The 16,850-nt window shown below is 71.5% G+C and carries 16 protein-coding genes; 4 read left to right on the forward strand and 12 right to left on the reverse strand.

Translation table 11 applies throughout. The features are described from left to right. Positions 1-31 precede the first annotated feature (31 nt). From ACFV1J_RS18400 to clpS, 7 genes are all read right to left on the reverse strand, one after another. Complete coding sequence (locus tag ACFV1J_RS18400) at positions 32-982, reverse strand: cysteine synthase (RefSeq protein ID WP_362142299.1); 951 nt, start codon at positions 980-982, stop codon at positions 32-34. 2 nt (positions 983-984) lie between these two features. Further along, entirely contained in the window at positions 985-1,263 is a 279-nt protein-coding gene (locus tag ACFV1J_RS18405) for a MoaD/ThiS family protein (protein WP_385859291.1), read from the reverse strand. A gap of 140 nt (positions 1,264-1,403) precedes the next feature. Beyond that, complete coding sequence (locus ACFV1J_RS18410; RefSeq protein ID WP_199816418.1) at positions 1,404-1,577, reverse strand: putative leader peptide; 174 nt, start codon at positions 1,575-1,577, stop codon at positions 1,404-1,406. 131 nt (positions 1,578-1,708) lie between these two features. Then, positions 1,709-2,134 carry a Mov34/MPN/PAD-1 family protein gene (locus ACFV1J_RS18415; protein WP_385859294.1) on the reverse strand — a complete coding sequence of 142 codons (426 nt, stop codon included), beginning with the start codon at positions 2,132-2,134 and terminating at the stop codon, positions 1,709-1,711. 78 nt (positions 2,135-2,212) lie between these two features. Then, complete coding sequence (locus ACFV1J_RS18420) at positions 2,213-3,670, reverse strand: amino acid permease (protein WP_385859296.1); 1,458 nt, start codon at positions 3,668-3,670, stop codon at positions 2,213-2,215. Between the two features lie 473 nt (positions 3,671-4,143). Beyond that, on the reverse strand, positions 4,144-4,740 hold the full coding sequence (locus ACFV1J_RS18425; RefSeq protein ID WP_385859298.1) for a DUF2017 domain-containing protein: 597 nt from the start codon (positions 4,738-4,740) through the stop codon (positions 4,144-4,146). Then, on the reverse strand, positions 4,737-5,090 hold the full coding sequence (gene clpS / locus ACFV1J_RS18430) for an ATP-dependent Clp protease adapter ClpS (RefSeq protein ID WP_385859300.1): 354 nt from the start codon (positions 5,088-5,090) through the stop codon (positions 4,737-4,739). The genes ACFV1J_RS18425 and clpS overlap by 4 nt, the downstream gene beginning before the upstream one ends. A gap of 482 nt (positions 5,091-5,572) precedes the next feature. Here clpS and ACFV1J_RS18435 point away from each other — a divergent pair, with 482 nt between their 5' ends. Together ACFV1J_RS18435 and ACFV1J_RS18440 are read left to right on the forward strand one after the other, a co-directional pair. After that, positions 5,573-6,901, forward strand: a complete 1,329-nt coding sequence (locus tag ACFV1J_RS18435) for a nicotinate phosphoribosyltransferase (protein ID WP_385859302.1) — start codon at positions 5,573-5,575, stop codon at positions 6,899-6,901. A 456-nt stretch (positions 6,902-7,357) separates the two neighbouring features. Then, on the forward strand, positions 7,358-7,954 hold the full coding sequence (locus ACFV1J_RS18440) for an isochorismatase family protein (protein ID WP_385859304.1): 597 nt from the start codon (positions 7,358-7,360) through the stop codon (positions 7,952-7,954). 250 nt (positions 7,955-8,204) lie between these two features. Here the strand turns inward: ACFV1J_RS18440 and ACFV1J_RS18445 are convergent, their stop codons facing one another. Both ACFV1J_RS18445 and ACFV1J_RS18450 read right to left on the reverse strand, forming a co-directional pair. Beyond that, positions 8,205-8,633, reverse strand: a complete 429-nt coding sequence (locus tag ACFV1J_RS18445; RefSeq protein WP_385859305.1) for a hypothetical protein — start codon at positions 8,631-8,633, stop codon at positions 8,205-8,207. Between the two features lie 123 nt (positions 8,634-8,756). Beyond that, complete coding sequence (locus tag ACFV1J_RS18450; RefSeq protein ID WP_385859307.1) at positions 8,757-11,147, reverse strand: immune inhibitor A domain-containing protein; 2,391 nt, start codon at positions 11,145-11,147, stop codon at positions 8,757-8,759. Between the two features lie 442 nt (positions 11,148-11,589). Here ACFV1J_RS18450 and ACFV1J_RS18455 point away from each other — a divergent pair, with 442 nt between their 5' ends. Next, positions 11,590-11,919 carry a hypothetical protein gene (locus ACFV1J_RS18455; RefSeq protein WP_385859309.1) on the forward strand — a complete coding sequence of 110 codons (330 nt, stop codon included), beginning with the start codon at positions 11,590-11,592 and terminating at the stop codon, positions 11,917-11,919. Positions 11,920-12,063: 144 nt separating this feature from the next. Here ACFV1J_RS18455 and ACFV1J_RS18460 read toward each other — a convergent pair whose 3' ends face one another. Both ACFV1J_RS18460 and ACFV1J_RS18465 read right to left on the reverse strand, forming a co-directional pair. Continuing rightward, a complete protein-coding gene (locus ACFV1J_RS18460; RefSeq protein ID WP_385859311.1) occupies positions 12,064-12,825 on the reverse strand; it encodes an RDD family protein in 762 nt (253 codons plus the stop codon). Between the two features lie 127 nt (positions 12,826-12,952). Next, on the reverse strand, positions 12,953-14,509 hold the full coding sequence (locus tag ACFV1J_RS18465) for an RDD family protein (protein WP_385859313.1): 1,557 nt from the start codon (positions 14,507-14,509) through the stop codon (positions 12,953-12,955). Between the two features lie 242 nt (positions 14,510-14,751). Here ACFV1J_RS18465 and ACFV1J_RS18470 point away from each other — a divergent pair, with 242 nt between their 5' ends. Then, a complete protein-coding gene (locus tag ACFV1J_RS18470; RefSeq protein WP_385859315.1) occupies positions 14,752-15,237 on the forward strand; it encodes an SsgA family sporulation/cell division regulator in 486 nt (161 codons plus the stop codon). 67 nt (positions 15,238-15,304) lie between these two features. Here the strand turns inward: ACFV1J_RS18470 and ACFV1J_RS18475 are convergent, their stop codons facing one another. Next, complete coding sequence (locus ACFV1J_RS18475; protein ID WP_385859317.1) at positions 15,305-16,750, reverse strand: dihydrolipoyl dehydrogenase family protein; 1,446 nt, start codon at positions 16,748-16,750, stop codon at positions 15,305-15,307. Between the last annotated feature and the right edge of the window lie 100 nt (positions 16,751-16,850).

Raw genomic sequence — 16,850 nt, forward strand, 5'->3', positions numbered from 1 at the left:
CCCGCCGGAGTCGGCCGGCAGCGGGGTCCCGCTAGGCCCAGAGCTGCCCGTGCAGCGTGGCGATCGCCGCCTCGGTGGACTCGGCGGTGTAGACGCCGGTCGAGAGGTACTTCCAGCCGCCGTCGGCGACGACGAAGACGATGTCGGCGCTCTGCCCGGCCTTGACCGCCTTGCGGCCGACGCCGATCGCGGCGTGCAGTGCCGCGCCGGTCGAGATGCCGGCGAAGATCCCTTCCTCGGCGAGGAGTTCACGGGTGCGGCGGACCGCGTCCTCGGAGCCGACCGAGAAGCGGGTGGTGAGCACCGACTCGTCGTACAGCTCGGGGATGAAGCCCTCGTCGAGGTTGCGCAGGCCGTAGACCACGTCGTCGTAGCGCGGTTCGGCGGCCACGATCTGGACGCCGGGGACCTGCTCGCGCAGGTAGCGGCCGACGCCCATCAGGGTGCCGGTGGTGCCCAGGCCGGCCACGAAGTGGGTGACCGAGGGCAGGTCGGCGAGGATCTCGGGGCCGGTGGTGGCGTAGTGCGCACCGGCGTTGTCGGGGTTGCCGTACTGGTAGAGCATCACCCAGTCCGGGTGCTCGGCGGCGAGCTCCTTGGCGACCCGTACGGCGGTGTTGGAGCCGCCGGCCGCGGGCGAGGAGATGATCTCGGCGCCCCACATGGCGAGCAGCTCGCGCCGTTCGGAAGAGGTGTTCTCCGGCATGACGCACACCATGCGGTAGCCCTTGAGCTTGGCCGCCATGGCGAGCGAGATGCCGGTGTTGCCGCTGGTGGGCTCCAGGATCGTGCAGCCGGGGGTGAGCCGGCCGTCCTTCTCGGCCTGCTCGATCATGTGCAGCGCCGGGCGGTCCTTGACCGAGCCCGTGGGGTTGCGGTCCTCCAGCTTCGCCCAGATACGGACGTCCTCGGAGGGCGAGAGGCGCGGGAGGCGGACGAGAGGGGTGTTCCCGACCGCCGCCAGCGGGGAGTCGTACCGCACGCTCAGACCATTCCGCCGGCGACGGCCGGCAGGATCGTCACGCTGTCGCCGTCGGCCAGCTTGGTGGAGATGCCTTCGAGGAAGCGCACGTCCTCGTCGTTGAGATAGACGTTCACGAAGCGGCGCAGCTGCTCGCCCTCGACGAGGCGCTCGCGGATGCCCGCGTGCCGCTTCTCAAGGTCGGCGAAGAGGTCGGCGAGGGTCTCGCCGTTGCCCTCGACGGCCTTCTGGCCGTCGGTGTAGGTGCGCAGGATGGTGGGGATTCGGACCTCGATGGCCATGGGAGAGCTCCTGTGGGAGTGGGTGCGGTGGCGGGTGCGGTGCGTCCCGTCGCACGGCGGCGGGTCGGCCGGGTGGGCGGCGGGTGACGCGGGAGGTGCGGGGTTCCGGTGGCGCGCGCCGCGCGCCCGGGCGGGCCGGGTCAGCCGGCGGCGCAGCGCGGACAGATGGCGCTGGACAGGCGGCACAGATCGACGTGCAGCCGTGCGGCTCCGCAGCCGAACGCGCCCAGCAGGGCCGATGCGGAGCGACGCGTGGCGAGCGGAGCGAGCAGCAGCATGCCCGGCCTCTTCTCGCTCACGTCGTGGTCAACCATGCGGGCATCGTATCGATTCCCGGTCCGGGTATTGGAACCACGTCCCATCATGCGGACGGTTGGTGTACGCCAGTTGGGACGCGATCTTCCCGCGCCGGCCATCCGGCCGCCGGGCGCGCTTCCGGGGCCGGTCAGGAGTACTCCGCCACGACCTCGACGTCCTCCTCGGTGACCGTGCCGTCGACGATCCGGAACGAGCGGAACTGGAAGGGTCCGGCGTCGTCGGTGTCGGCGGTGGAGACCAGCACGTAGTGGGCGCCGGGCTCGTTGGCGTACGAGATGTCGGTGCGCGAGGGGTAGGCCTCGGTGGCGGTGTGCGAGTGGTAGACGATCACCGGCTCCTCGTCCCGGTCGTCCATCTCGCGGTAGAGCTTGAGCAGGTCCGAGGAGTCGAATTCGTAGAACGTGGGCGAGCGGGCGGCGTTCAGCATCGGGATGAACCGCTCGGGGCGGCCGCTACCGGCCGGGCCCGCGACCACGCCACAGGCCTCGTCGGGGTGGTCCTGGCGGGCGTGCTCGACGATCCGGTCGTAGAGGGCCTTGGTGAGGGTCAGCATGGCGCCAAGAATAAACAGGCGGGCCGGCGCGTACCGAAGAGTGGTACGCACCGGCCCGCATGCTGGACAGCCGGTCGGTCAGCCCTGGTTCGCCGGGGTGTTGGCTGCGTCGGCGGCGTTGGCTTCGTTGGCGGCGTTCTTGCGCTGGATGCACAGGTAGCCGACGCCCATGATGAGCGCCCAGACGGGAGCCGCGTAGAGCGAGATCCGCGCGTCCGGGTCGACGCCCATCATCACGATCACCATGGCGATGAAGGCCAGCGCGAACACCGAGGTGTACGGGCTGCCGGGGGCCTTGAACTCCGACTGCGGGAGCTCACCGCGGTTCGCCTTGGCCCGGTAGCGCAGCTGGGAGAGCAGGATGACGATCCAGGCCCACATACCGGAGATCGTGGCGAAGGAGACGACGTAGTTGAACGCCTCGCCGGGCCACTGGTAGTTGATCCACACGCCGGCCAGCATCATCGCGACGGAGACGCCGGTGCCCCAGGTGGGCAGGCCGTTCTTGCTCAGGCGGGTGAAGAACTTCGGGCCCTGGCCGTTCAGCGCCAGGTCGCGCAGCATCCGGCCGGTGGAGTACATGCCGGAGTTGGCCGAGGAGAGCGCGGCGGTCAGCACGACGAAGTTGACGATGCCGGCGCCGGCGGGCAGGCCGATCTGCTGGAAGGCGGCGACGAACGGGCTCACGCCCGGCTTGAAGACCGTCCAGCTCACCACGGACAGGATGATGATCAGCGCACCGATGTAGAAGAGGCCGATCCGCCACGGCACGGTGTTGATGGCCTGGGGCAGGACCTTCTTCGGGTTGGTCGCCTCACCGGCGGTGACGCCGACGAGTTCGACGGCCAGGAAGGCGAACATCACGATCTGGAGCGTCATCAGCGTGCCGCCGATGCCCTTGGGGAAGAACCCGCCGTGGGACCAGAGAAGCGTGAACGAGGCGGTGTCACCGGCGTCGGAGAAGCCGAGGGTGATCACGCCGATGCCGATCAGGATCATGCCGATGATCGCGGTGACCTTGACCATCGAGAACCAGAATTCGAGCTCACCGAAGAGCTTCACCGAGATCAGGTTGATCCCGAACAGCGCGACGGTGAAGACCAGCGCCGACACCCATTGCGGTATGCCCTTGTTCCAGTACTGGACATAGGTGGCCGCGGCGGTGACCTCGGTAATGCCGGTGACGACCCAGAAAAGCCAGTACGTCCAGCCGGTCACAAAGCCGATGAACGGGCCGAGGAATTCACGGCCGTATTCCGAGAAAGACCCGGAAACGGGCCGGTACATGAGCAGTTCGCCCAGGGCCCGCATGATGAAGAAGATGACCAGCCCGACGATGGCGTAGGCGAGGATGATGCTCGGCCCGGCCATCGAAATAGCCTTGCCCGCTCCCAGGAACAGGCCCGTACCGATGGCGCCACCAATGGCGATCATCTGGATCTGCCGGTTGCCCAGACCTCGCTGGTAGCCCTCTTCGGGAGCCTTTCCAGCTGCCTCGTTGCCGTCGTGCTGCTTGTCGACCTGCACAGAGGTCATGAGTCGTGCGCCTTTCTCCATACCGACCCGGTCTGTCCGGATCGGGTCCCGATCCCCCCGGATGGAGTCCTGCACGCCGACGGTCGGCCGGCACAGCGCTCCCGCGGCGACAAGGGTGGCGTCACGCGCGGCAGGTCGTGAACATTTATCACGGCGTTAGGTTGATCGACCAGGGATGAGATACGCCACACCACGGGCAAATGGGGACAAGAGGTACGAATGCCGGCGCACTACACGGCTGGGTGTGACGCGATCGTTATCCGGATTTGAGCCTCCGCTGAGCGAACACCTCGCCCCCGGCAGACCCGGACACCTCGGGCGGAATGCCCGACTCCTCCCCTTCGGGGGGCCTTTTCCGCGCCCCCGGCACTCCGACGCACGGCTGAATCCGCCCCTACGCACCGCCGGGGAGACGATCGACCGCCCTCAGCAACCGCGACCCAACCGCGACCCTTGACCCCGGCAAGTAGATTTCAGGCCGTCAGCGACTCGACGAGCGTCTCCTGCAGCCCGCCCAGCCACAGATACGCCATCACCATCGGCTTGCGCGGATCACTGTCCGGCAGCCGCAGCAGCTCGCCGCCGTCCTCCTCGTCGGTGACCTCCAGACGCGTGCCGATGGCCAGCCGGAGGTCGTTGAGGGCACCCAGCCACTGCCGGCACTCCTCGGCGGTCAGCCGCAGCACCGCCGGATCCCCGCCGGACGGCGAGAGGGTGTCCAGCGCCCGGATGAGCGCGAGCGCATCCGCCCGCTTACGGGCGCGCAGATCGTTCTCCGTATAGCGGCGGAACTCCGCGGCGGCGGCGCGCACGTCGTCGTCCGGGACCAGGTCCGGGCCGCCGTAGGCATCGGGGAAGAACCGGGCCAGGACCGGGTCGGCGGGCGGCTCGCTGGGACCGTCGTTGAACACCGACGCCAGCAGGTCCTCGCCCTCGTCACCGGCGGCCTGATCGCCCGGGCCGATCAGCTCCATCAGCTGGACGGCGAGGCTGCGCAGGATGGAGATCTCGACCTCGTCGAGCGGTACCGCCGCGCCGCCGTCGGGCAGCGGCTCGAAGTGTCCGGTCATCGGCGGTCCTGCTGAAGGGTCGCCCACAGGCCGTAGCCGTGCATGGCCTGTACGTCCCGTTCCATTTCCTCGCGGCTGCCGCTGGAGACCACCGCGCGGCCCTTGTGGTGGACGTCGAGCATCAACTGGTGCGCCTTGTCCTTGGAGTAACCGAAGTACGTCTGGAAGACATAGGAGACGTAGCTCATGAGGTTGACGGGGTCGTTGTGGACGATCGTGACCCACGGGACGTCCGGCTCGGGCACCTCGAACGGGGCCTCGCTCGACTCGGGACGCTCGATCTCGACCGGCACACTGAGCGTGCAGTGATACGGCCGGAGCGTGATCGTGGGTGACGGGTGGGCGCTCACACGCCCCATGCTGCCACCCACCGGCCTGCCATGCACAAATGCCCCTCACCTGGGCCGCGTCGGGGGGTGGGGTGAGGCCGGGGCGAGATCACCGTGAGGGCTGGGGCGGGACGGGTCCGGTGAGGTGGGGCGCGGCTGGCGGCTGGGCTCGTACGGGGGGGGTGGGGTGAGGTGGGGCGCGGGCGGGTGGCGGGGCTCGTAGGGGGAGGGTGCGGTGGCGGCTCGTGCGGAGGTGCGCCGAGGTCGCCAGGGCGCCGGGGCGGGGGGGCGGGGGGGGGCGATGAGGTGGCGCTCGGGCGGGTGGCGGGGCCCGGTCGGGTCGGGCACTGAGTCCGGCCGGATCGTGCACGGGGTCCGGTCGGGTCGGGCACGGGGGCCGGTCGGGTCGGGCACGGGGGCCGGCCGGGTCGGGCACGGGGGCCGGAGCTGGCCCCTCGACCGCTATCGTCAAAGTGACGAGTATCGGGGGTAGCATCTCCCCCATGAACACAGCAGACCTGGGGCTGCCGGTGGCCGTGCCGTCGACTGCGCTCTTCACCGACCAGTACGAACTCACCATGCTGCAGGCCGCGTTGCGGGCCGGCACCGCGGACCGGCGCGCCGTCTTCGAGGTCTTCACCCGCCGGCTGCCCGAGGGCCGCCGCTACGGCGTGGTGGCCGGCACCGGCCGGGTACTCGACGCGGTGGAGAACTTCCGCTTCGACGACACGATGCTCGACTTCCTGCGCCAGCGCGGCATCCTCGACGAGCCGACCCTGGCCTGGCTCGCCGACTACCGCTTCCGCGGCGACATCTGGGGCTACCCCGAGGGCGAGGTCTACTTCCCCGGCTCGCCGATCATGCGCGTCGAGGGCACCTTCGCCGAGGCCGTCCTCCTGGAGACGGTCATCCTCTCGATCCTCAACCACGACTCCGCGGTGGCCGCGGCCGCCTCCCGGATGGCCGTGGCCGCCGGCGACCGCCCCCTGATGGAGATGGGCGCCCGCCGCACCCACGAACTCTCCGCCGTCGCCGCGGCCCGCGCCGCCTACGTCGGCGGCTTCCACGTCACCTCCGACCTGGCCGCCGGCTTCCGCTACAACATCCCCACCGTCGGCACCAGCGCGCACGCCTTCACCCTCCTCCACGACACCGAGCGCGACGCATTCACCGCTCAGGTGGAGACCCTCGGCAGCGGCACCACCCTGCTCGTGGACACCTTCGACGTCGCCGAGGCGGTGCGCACCGCCGTCGACGTGGCCGGCCCGAACCTGGGCGCCGTCCGGATCGACTCCGGCGACCTGCTGCTCATCGCCCACCGGGTGCGCCAGCAGTTGGACGAGCTGGGCGCCGAGAAGACCAAGATCGTGGTGACCAGCGACCTGGACGAGTACGCCATCGCGTCGCTGGCCGCCGCCCCGGTGGACGCGTACGGCGTCGGCACCCAGCTGGTGACCGGCAGCGGACACCCGACCTGCTCCATGGTCTACAAGCTGGTCGCCCGCGCCGACAGCAACGCCCCGGGCGCCCCGCTGCGGCCGGTCGCGAAGAAGTCGATGGGCGCCAAGACGTCGGTCGGCGGCCGCAAATGGGCCGCCCGCCGGCTCGACGAGCACGGCGTCGCGGAAGCCGAGGTCCTCGGCACCGGGCCGGTCCCGGCGGAACTGGCCGACCACCAGCTGCAGGTACCGCTGGTGACCGGGGGCGAGGTCGTGGCCCGTGAACCGCTGGACGCCGCCCGCGACCGCCACATCACCGCCCGCGCCCGACTGCCCCTGTCGGCCACCCAGCTGTCACGCGGCGAGCCGGTGCTGCCGACGGAGTTCGTGTGACCTGACCTGGTCGTGTGACTAGCTCGCGGGGGGCTCGTGGGGGGGGAGTTCGCGGGACCTGCCACGTCGACTTGAGCTGGTCTGGGGTCCTGTTGCGCGGGCCCGACCTGGGCCTTGGTGCGCGGGCCTGACCTGGGCCCTGGTGCGCGGGCCTGGCCCGGGTCCCGTTGCGGCCGACGGGGCGTATATGACGTAGACGTATGTAGACGTATATGACGCGCATGTCGGGCGTGTCGGGCGCTGGGTGCCTGCTGTTGCTTGGGCCGGGCGGGCCTCCTTCTTTTCCGGCAACGATTACGGAGCGTGATTTGTTCCCCGTAAGATATCACAGTGTGTAGCTGGCGGGGAGTGGGAGGGTGGGGCACTCCCGGAAATGCCCGGCAGTGGCTACCCTCGGTCACACCACCGCTCCGCGCTTCGCGCCCTCTTACCGATTCCAGCCGGAAGGCACGCACCATGCACCGGGCATTGATCGTCGTTGACGTGCAGAACGACTTCTGCGAGGGCGGCAGCCTCGCGGTGGCGGGAGGTGCGGATGTCGCGGCGGCCATCACCGATCTGATCGCCGAGACCGCCGGCAGCTGTTACCGCCACGTCGTGGCCACCCGGGACCATCACGTCGATCCGGGCGACCACTTCTCCGACCACCCGGACTACGAGCACTCCTGGCCGCCGCACTGCGTGGCCGGCACGGAGGGCAGCGGTTTCCACCCGAACTTCGCCCCGGCCATCGCCTCCGGGGCGATCGACGCGGTCTTCGACAAGGGCGCGTACTCCGCCGCGTACAGCGGCTTCGAGGGCGCCGACGAGAACGGCACCGGGCTCGGCGACTGGCTGCGCGCGCACGACGTCACCGAGGTCGACGTGGTCGGCATCGCCACCGATCACTGCGTACGGCGTACCGCCCTGGACGCGGTCGGGGCCGGGCTGCGGACGCATGTGCTGCTGGACCTGACCGCGGGGGTGGCCGCCCGTACGACCGAGCGGGCGCTGGAGGAGCTGCGGGCGGCCGGTGCGGAGCTGACGGGCAAGCCGGTCGTTCTGGGCGGCTGAACCGCCACGGCAGCCGGCCACCACGGCGGCCCGGTCGTTTTTCCGGGCGGCCAACCCACCACGGAATCCACCACGGAATCCACTACGGAACCCACCACACCAGCCGACCACCACGAAGGCGAACCACCACGGCGGCCGGCCACCACGGTGACCGACCGCCACGCCAGCCGACCGCCACACCAGCCGACCCCCAGTCCAGCCGACCGCCACGCCGGGCCGGCCGGCCCGGCCGCTTTGTCTACCGGCCCCCTCAGGCCGCCGAAGCCGGGCGTTCGTCCTCTGCTGCGGTGAGGGGGGTGAGGGGTTCGGGCTCGGGGGATGCGGGGTGGGGCGGGCGGGTCGGGTGGAGGGGGCGGGGGCGCCAGAGGGCGCGTATGGGGTGCCAGGACTCGGTGTCGTCGTCGGGGGTCTCGCGCCAGACGAGGCCGTCGGGGTGGTGCAGGACGGCCGTGACCTCGTCCGGGGTGGGCGGCTTGGTGTTGCCGCGGAGGTAGACCGCGCGCAGGCCGAGGTTGCGCAGCCTGGTCAGGGCGCGCTGGCGGTTCACGGCGTGCACCAGGACCCGGACCCGGCAGCCGCACTCGTACGGGCCGGAGCGCGGGCCGTGGGCCGGTCTGGGCAGGGACAGGGCGACCACCACGCTTCCGCCGGGAAGCCTGGTGAAACCGCCGCCGGACATGTGCATATCTCCCCCGTGAGACTTGGCGTCAACAAGGAACTGTAGGTCGCATCTAAACGCGAATCGGCCGCCGCCCGCTAGGGGGCAACGACCGATCGCGTGTTGACCTGCTGTTTTTATCTTTTACTTACCTGCAGGGGCGACCTTGATCGTCACCGTGGAGCCGTCCCGGGCCTCCTTGGTGATCTTGATCCGGGTGTTGGTGTCAGGAACGATCACACCGCCGGTCGGGTTCGACTTGTCGTACCAGACGCCGTGCCGGTCGTCGAAGAGCGTGACGCCCTTCTTCGAGCCGATCTTGACCTCCGCGCCGTCCTTGTGGAGGGTCAGCGCGTCGGTCCGGAACCGGGTGAAGGGCGAGTCGTAGGACTGGAAGCGGTTGCGCATCAGCGTGCCGTCGGCCCAGTGCTCGGCCGTCGGGTGCGCGTCGACCGGGAGGATCTGCCCGTGGCCCGGGTGCTGGCCGACGTTGTTGTCCGCCTGCGAGGTGTCCCACAGCCAGATCAGCACGCCGTTCTGGAACGGGAAGTGCTCCACCCAGGTCGGCTTGGCCGTGCGCCAGCCGAAGTTGTACGGGCCGACCTTGAGGGTCTTGTCGTACGACACGTACTGGCGGTTCTCGGCGATGTAGTACTGCGGGTAGTCCTTGGTGAAGGACCCGCCGATGCGCGAGAAGCCCTTGCTGGTCCAGCCGTTGTCGTCGCCCTCGGCGTTGTCGCTGAACAGCGGCGTGCCGTCGGCGACCACGCTGATGCTGTCGGCCGCGAAGCCCTTCTGGGCGGCGCCGCCGTCGGTCTGGTAGCGGAAGCGCAGGTCGATCTTCTTGCCGGCGTAGGCGTCCAGCGGGTAGACGAGGTCCTGGTAGGCGGTGACGGTGCCGGTCAGGGCGGGCTTGTCGCTGCCGTCACGCGGGATGGCCTTGCCGGCCGCGGTGCCGTCCAGGGCGGTCCAGTTGGCGCCGCCGTCCGTGGAGACCTCGGCGTAGAGGAAGTCGTAGTCCTTCTCGATGTCCCACCAGCCCTTGAGGTTCAGCGCTGCCTTCGCCTTGCCGGTGAGGTCCACGGAACGGGTGAGGGTGTTCTTCAGGTCGTCGCCCATGCCGCTCCACCACTGCTTGGAGCCTTCCGCGGGCGGGACGATGTCGGTCTTGACGGCCTTGGCGGGCAGTTCGACGACCACCGCCTGCTTGTCCTTGGTGTTGTACTCGGCGACGCCCAGCTTGTGGGTGGACTTCGTCGCGGCCTTCGCCTTGGCGTAGTTGAGCCAGCCCAGCTGCAGCTTGTCCCAGGCGCTCATGTCGCCGGGCAGGTCACCGATGGCGTCCTTGCCGGTGCCGAGCCAGGAGCCGGCCGACATCAGCGACCAGAAGTCGACGGAGGACTCGCCGGTGCCGGTGGTGTCGTACTCGTCCGGCAGGCCCAGGTCGTGGCCGTATTCGTGGGCGAAGACGCCGAGGCCGCCGTTCTCCGGCTGCATGGTGTAGTCGCCGACCCAGAAACCGGTGTCGCCGACCTGCGTGCCGCCCGCCTTGTTGTCCGCGGGGCCGGTCCTGCCGGCGTCGCTGCCGTACGCGTACCAGCGGTGCGCCCAGATCGCGTTGGTCTTCTGGACGCCGCCGCCCGCGGACTCGTCCTCACCGGCGTGCACGATCTGGAAGTGGTCGAGGTAGCCGTCGGGCTCGTTGAAGTTGCCGTCGCCGTCGTGGTCGTAGCGGTCCCACTGGTCGTACTTGGCGAGGTCGGCCTTGATCTGGGCGTCGGTGCGGCCCTTGGCCTTCTGGTCCTTGGCCCACTGGTTGACGCCGTCGCGGATCAGGTCCCAGGCGTTGGCGCAGTTGGTCTGGCCGCAGTAGTTGGAGCCGTAACGGGCCTCGTTCCAGTCGACCTTGACCCAGTCGGAGACCTCGCCGTCGACGGAGTAGCGGCCCGAGGACTGCTTCTCGTAGTACTTGGCGAGCGACTGCTTCTTCTTGTCGTGCGAGAAGTACAGGTCCTGGTAGTGCTGCTGGTTGTAGTCCTTCTGCCAGGCCGTGCTGTTGTCCTTGGCACGGTCCGGCTGGGCTATCTGGTTGTGCGCGGGGCCGGCGTCGCCGCCGTACTTCTTGACCGGGGGCTTGGGGCCGTCGCCGTCCGGGTCGAACATCGTGGTGTTGTCGACCTTGTCGCCGAAGTCCACGAGGATGGTGAAGATCTTGTCGGTCTTCTGCCGGGCCAGCTCGACGTACTTGCTGCGGCCGAGCTTGACGACCTTCGAGCCGCCCCGGTCGGTGGCCTCGGCCTCGCCGGAGATGACCTGCTGGATCGCCTCCTTGCGGGCGGCCTCCTGCCGGTCGGTGTAGGGACCCTTGAGGTCGTGGTCCACGCTGCGCTCGGGCGCCGGGTCCTGGTGCCGGGCCACGGGCGACGGGCCCTGCGCGTCGGCCGCCGCCACCCCCGAAGACAAAGCGGCCGCCCCGATCACGGCGATCGCCGTGGCCAGGACGGCCGGTCTGAACGGTCTTCTCTGCTCTCTCACTTCGAGCGGTCCTCCCCTTCGAACACGGTCACTGTTCGAGGGGCATTCGACCGGAAGTGCGGGGGAAAAGACAGGTCTTGACTTGGTCACATCAGGGAAGTACGTTAACCGGTCCGCCAACTACGGGTATCGGACGGCGAACGGGACGGCGAACTCACCCTGCCGCCGGGCGAGTTGGGGGTCGAGCCGGAAGGATCAGGTCCGGATAGCTCGCGCAGGGGCCGGGCGTATATGCCTGCCGGGCATGCGCCCCCTTTGTCAACAGCCAGGACGCCTCCGTACATACGTTCACGCGCTTGGCATGTGCGCCCCCTGTGCCCCCGCTCGGTGGGTTAGGTCACGCTTACTTGCCGTTCCGCTCGGGCAGTAAGGACCGTAGGCTCGTGTGATGGCGCGCCCTTGACCAACTCTCCCTGCCGACCCTCCGAGGACGGATTCCGCCATGCCTCGTCCGACCGCCACCCAGCTCGCCTACGGTTCGGCCACCGTCTTTCTCTCCACCCTCGCGATGCTGCTGCTTTCGCAGACGCGGACCGGGATCGGGGTCGCGGTCATCGCCATCGCCGGACTCGGGCTCGGGCTGCTGGTCGCGATGACGGCGCCGATGCCCGGGGTGTCCCGGGTCGTCCGCCGGCACGTCGTACGGACCAAGTCGCCCGCCGCACCTGCCCCGTTGAGGGCCGTGCCGGCGCCGTACGACCGGCTGCCGCGGCCGCGGGTGAGCGAGCCGGCCGGCGCGGCGGAGGCCCGGGTCGGCGAGCACTCGCGCTGAACGCCGAGCGGTGAACGCCGAGCGGTGAGCGGTGAACGCCGAGCGGTGAGCAGTGAGCGGTGAGCGCCGAGCGGTGAGCGCCGAGCTAAGGGCGGCTCCGGGTTCCGGGCTCGGGGCGGTGGCCGATCGCCGGTGTTCCGGCTGCTAGCGCGGTTGCGTGGAGACCACCACCGTTTTCGCCGCCTTGTCGTGCAGGCACTGCTGGTACGGCTTGTCCCAGGTGCACCACAGGACGTTGACCAGCCAGAAGACGAAGCCGCAGCACGGCACGATCTCCGGCAGGGTGTAGACGGCGGCCCGGATCCAGGCGGCCTGGCCGGTCGGGATCGAGCCGTTCGCGAGCATCGCCACACGGATCTTCATCGCCATCTTGCCGACGGTCTGGCCCCGGTTGGCGAGCATCAGCCCTTCGTAGATCAGGTAGGCGAGCATCGTGACGCCCGACACCGTCGACTGTCTGCTGGCCTGGGCGCTGCTGGTGCTGAAGTAGTCCACCCCGCCGACGATCACGTACATGATGAGGGACACCGGGACGCCGATGAGGACGGCGTCGATGATGCGCGCGACCAGCCGGCGGCCGCGGTTGGCCAGCGGCGGCATTCCGGCCAACGGGTCGACGCCGTATCCGCTGCCGTAGGGGTCGCTGTAGGGGGCGCCGCCGTAGGGGGGCTCACCGTAGGGCGGCGTTCCACCGGGCGGCAACCCGCCGGGCGGGGGCGTCCCGCCAGGAGGCGGGGTACCGCCAGGAGGCGGGGTCCCGCCCGGCGGCGTGCCTCCGGGGGGCGGCGTCCCGCCCGGCGGCGGCGTCCCGCCCGGGGGCGGTGCGCCGCCTTCGCCGCCGCCCGTGCCGCCGCCCTGCGGTGCGTTGTTACGGGGGGAGCCGTTGCCGGGCTGGTCGGTGCTCATGGCCCGAGTCGACCGCTTGTCGCGGCCGGCCGCATCCGGCGAAGTCCGTTCGGGGGAAGGGTTCCGGTCGGGCGGATCAGTCGGAGCCGGCGGGCGGGCGGATCAGAGGGAGCCGAGGGCGGGCGGATCAGTCGGCGGCGACGAACGTCCGGGCCAGCTTGTCGTGCCAGCACTGCCGCCACGGCCGGTCGAACAGGCACCAGACGACGTTCACCACGCCGATGGCGAGGACGCCGAGCAGGCTGTAGCAGAACCAGCGCTTGAGCGCGGCGGCGAGCATCGGGCTGTCATGGCTCTCGATGTCCAGCACGCGGACGCCGCACAGCTTCTTGCCCAGCGTGCGGCCCCACTTGAGGACCGGCAGCGCCTCGTAGAGCGCACCGCCGATGAGCAGCACGGCGAGGATCGTGGCGAAGACCGGGGCGGTGGTGCCGTCGATCAGATAGACCGTCACCTGGCGGCCGGACTGCCGGGCCGCCTCGACCTTGGCGTCGATGTGGTCGGTGACGGTGCCCCACATGGGGATCGCGACGGCGGCGGTGACCGCGCCCAGCACCAGGGTGTCGATCAGCCGGGCGGCCAGCCGGCGGCCGAGTCCGGCCGGGTGGCCCTGCGCGGCCTGGGCGGCCGCGAAGAAGGGGTCCGCGGCGCTCGGCGGCTTCCAGGGGATGACGCCCTCGGCACCGGGCCCCTGCGCGGGCCCGGAGGCCGGCGGCGTGGGCGTGGCGGGCGCGGCGGCGTTCTGCGCCGGGAATCCGGCCGCGGGCGCGGACGGCTGTCCCTGCTGCGGGGCCGGCTGTCCCTGCTGCGGGGCCGGGTTCTGCGGTACGGGGCTCTGGGCCGGGCGCTGCTGGGCCGGACTCTGCTGGGCCGGGCCCTGCTGGGGCTGGGCGCCGCCGGACGGCAGCGACTGCGGGGCGCTGCCGGGCGTGCGGGAGGTGTTGCTGCCGCCGCCCGCGACGCGGATCGCCATGGTCTCGTTGCGCTTGGCGGGTTCGGCGGCGCCGGGGCGTACCGCGCGGATCGCCGTGGTGCCGTGGTCACCGGAGTTCCCGCGGCGGGCCGCCGGGTTGACGGCGCGAATGGCGACCGTGCCGTCGGACGGGGCGTCGGGGGTCCGCGGGGCGCCGGGCGCGGGCGTCGCGGAGGAGGGGGTGCCGGGCACGTCGCCGGACGCGGGGTCGGCGGCGGGCTGTTCGTCGCGCTGCTGCGGCACCGAGCCCCAGGAAGCCGCGCCGGACGGCGTACCGGGCGGGCTCTGGTCGTGGGCGCCCCAGGAGATGCGGCGGTCGGTCTCGTTGCCGAAGCCGCTCTGCCGGGAGGCGTCGGCCTGCCAGGCGGAGGCCGGTTCCGGGCTGGCGCCGTGCAGCCGGGCCGGGTCGTCCCAGCTCGCGGCGGCGGGCCGGGCCTCGACCTCGCCGCTGCGGCGCAACACGGGGAGCCCGGCGCCGTCGGCCGGCTCGTCCTCGTCGAGGAAGACCGGGCCGGTCTCCTCGACCGCGGGCGGCGGGACCGCGCCGGGCGGCGGGGCGGGCATCGCCTCGCCCTCGGCGGGGGCGGGTCGGCTGGTGCCCGGCACCCATGCGGCACCGTTCCAGTACCGGATGTAGCCGGGGATGGACGGGTCCGGGTAGAAGCCTGGCGTGGGGCTGCCGCCGGCGGATCCTGAGGTAGGGGCGCTCATGTCCGAAGTCCCGTATCTGTTCTCGGCCTGGTGGGTGTGGGGTGCAGTCTGCCGCAACGCGGCGTCCACATCTATCAGACCCCGGGTCACAACAGTGCCCTTGCCCGCCCACGACCACCTGGAAGAGGCCCGGGAAAAAAAGTTGTACGAAGTCGTGTAAGAGTCCGGCAGCCGGTGCCTCTCTCCTGGTGCGGGCCCGGTCCCAGGGTGCCCGCGGAGACGGGACGGGAGAGGCGGACCTCATGCACACCGTGGTGGAACGAGAACTGGAACTGGGCCTGGTGCTGTCCCCGGAGCGCAGCATTCCGGTGCCGGCGCGGCTGACGTACCGGACGGATGACCCCTACGCCGTCCATGTCACCTTCCATGTCGGTTCGGACGCGCCGGTGAACTGGACGTTCGCCCGGGAGCTGCTCGTGGAGGGCGTGTTCCGGCCGTGCGGCGAGGGTGATGTGCGGGTGTGGCCGGTGAAGGTGGACGGCCGGAGCCTGGTGTGCCTGGCGCTGGACTCGCCGGACGGGGAGGCGCTGTTGGAGGCGCCGGCGACGGCGGTGTCGGCGTGGCTGGAGCGCACGCTGCGGGTGGTGCCGCCCGGGGCGGAGCAGGAGCATCTGGGCCTGGACGCAGGGCTGAACGAGCTGTTCGCGCTGGCGTCCCGGGACGAGCCGCGGCCGGGCGGCGAATCGTCCGGCTGGTCGCCGGACGAGCCGCCGGAGCCGGGGGCGTAGGGCGTCATGCGCCGGTGATCGGTCGGCCCGCGGGCGGTCAGCCCGTGACCGGTCGGCCCGCGGGCGGTCAGCCGCGGTAGCTCTCCAGCAGCCGCAGCCACACCTCGCTGATGGTCGGGTAGGCGGGTACCGCGTGCCACAGCCGCTCGATGGGGACCTCGCCGGCCACCGCGACGGTCGCCGAGTGCAGCAGTTCGCCGACGCCCGGGCCGACGAAGGTGGCGCCGAGCAGCACCTCGCGGTCCAGGTCGACGACCATGCGGGCGCGGCCGCGGTAGCCGTCGGCGTACAGGAAGGCCCCGGCGACCGCGCCCAGGTCCTGGTCGACGACGCGGAAGCGGTGCCCGGCGCGTTCGGCCGCGGCGGCGGTCAGGCCGACCGAGGCGGCTTCGGGGTCGCTGAAGACGACCTGGGGGACGGCGCGGGAGTCCGCGGTGGCGGCGTGCGCGCCCCAGGGGTCGGACTCCAGGATCGGGACGCCGCGGGCGCGGGCGGTGATGGCGGCGCCGGCGATCCTGGCCTGGTACTTGCCCTGGTGGGTCAGGAGGGCGCGGCGGTTGACGTCGCCGACGCCGTAGAGCCAGCCGCCGGTCACGCCGGTCACCCGGCAGCTGTCGTCGACGTCGAACCAGGAGCCGGGGGTCAGGCCGATCGTTTCGAGGCCGAGGTCGTCGGTGCGCGGGGCGCGGCCGGTGGCGATGAGCAGTTCGTCGGCGACGATCTCGTCGTCGGTGTCGAGGGCGACGGTGACCGGGCCGCCGGGGACGTCCCGGCGGACCTCGCGGACCTCGACGCCGGTGCGCAGGTCGACGCCGGCCTCGGTGAGCGAGTCCGCGACGAGCTGGCCGGCGAAGGGTTCCATGCGGGGCAGCAGCCCGTCGCCGCGGACCAGGAGCGTGACGGAGGCGCCCAGGGCGCGCCAGGCGGTGGCCATCTCGACGCCGACGACGCCGCCGCCGACCACGACGAGGCGGCCGGGTACGGCCTTGGAGCTGGTGGCGTCGCGGCTGGTCCAGGGGCGGGCCTCGGCGAGGCCGGGGACGGGCGGGAGGACCGGGCGGCTGCCGGTGCAGACGGCGACCGCGTGCCGGGCGGTCAGGGTGCGTTCCCGGTCGACGACGACGCGGCGGGGGCCGGCGAGCCGGCCGTGGCCGCGGACGAGGTCGATGCCGGCCGAGTCGAGCCAGCGGACCTGTCCGTCGTCCTTCCAGTGGGCGGCGACGGCGTCGCGGCGGGTGAGGACGGCGGGGGCGTCCAGGGGGCCGCCGGCGGCGTCCTGGAGGCCGGGTACGCGGCGGGCCTCGGAGCGGGCGGTGACCGGGCGGAGCAGGGCCTTGCTGGGCATGCAGGCCCAGTACGAGCATTCGCCGCCGACCAGTTCGCTCTCGACGATGACGGCGCTCAGGCCGGCGGCGTGGGCGCGGTCGGCGAGGTTCTCGCCGGTGGGTCCGGCGCCGAGCACGATGACGTCGTAGGCCTCGTCGGCGGCTGGGGTCGCTGGGGTCGCTGCCATCGGCTCTCGCTCCCTGTGGTGGGCGGGGCGGCCCGGCGGGACCGCGGGAAGGGCCGCGGGGCCCGCGTCCCTTCTGGCCATCCTCTGCCCACGGGGGCTT

This window comes from Streptomyces sp. NPDC059649, from assembly GCF_042734445.1.
Classification (GTDB): domain Bacteria; phylum Actinomycetota; class Actinomycetes; order Streptomycetales; family Streptomycetaceae; genus Streptomyces.

Coding starts and splice junctions, on each gene's coding strand:
- ACFV1J_RS18405 (WP_385859291.1), bottom strand. CDS start 1,263: ATGGCCATCGAGGTCCGAATCCCCACCATCCTGCGCACCTACACCGAC.
- ACFV1J_RS18455 (WP_385859309.1), top strand. CDS start 11,590: ATGCCTCGTCCGACCGCCACCCAGCTCGCCTACGGTTCGGCCACCGTC.
- ACFV1J_RS18470 (WP_385859315.1), top strand. CDS start 14,752: ATGCACACCGTGGTGGAACGAGAACTGGAACTGGGCCTGGTGCTGTCC.
- ACFV1J_RS18420 (WP_385859296.1), bottom strand. CDS start 3,670: ATGACCTCTGTGCAGGTCGACAAGCAGCACGACGGCAACGAGGCAGCT.
- ACFV1J_RS18465 (WP_385859313.1), bottom strand. CDS start 14,509: ATGAGCGCCCCTACCTCAGGATCCGCCGGCGGCAGCCCCACGCCAGGC.
- ACFV1J_RS18415 (WP_385859294.1), bottom strand. CDS start 2,134: ATGCTGACCCTCACCAAGGCCCTCTACGACCGGATCGTCGAGCACGCC.
- ACFV1J_RS18460 (WP_385859311.1), bottom strand. CDS start 12,825: ATGAGCACCGACCAGCCCGGCAACGGCTCCCCCCGTAACAACGCACCG.
- ACFV1J_RS18410 (WP_199816418.1), bottom strand. CDS start 1,577: ATGGTTGACCACGACGTGAGCGAGAAGAGGCCGGGCATGCTGCTGCTC.
- ACFV1J_RS18445 (WP_385859305.1), bottom strand. CDS start 8,633: ATGTCCGGCGGCGGTTTCACCAGGCTTCCCGGCGGAAGCGTGGTGGTC.
- ACFV1J_RS18435 (WP_385859302.1), top strand. CDS start 5,573: ATGAACACAGCAGACCTGGGGCTGCCGGTGGCCGTGCCGTCGACTGCG.
- ACFV1J_RS18440 (WP_385859304.1), top strand. CDS start 7,358: ATGCACCGGGCATTGATCGTCGTTGACGTGCAGAACGACTTCTGCGAG.
- ACFV1J_RS18425 (WP_385859298.1), bottom strand. CDS start 4,740: ATGACCGGACACTTCGAGCCGCTGCCCGACGGCGGCGCGGCGGTACCG.
- ACFV1J_RS18475 (WP_385859317.1), bottom strand. CDS start 16,750: ATGGCAGCGACCCCAGCGACCCCAGCCGCCGACGAGGCCTACGACGTC.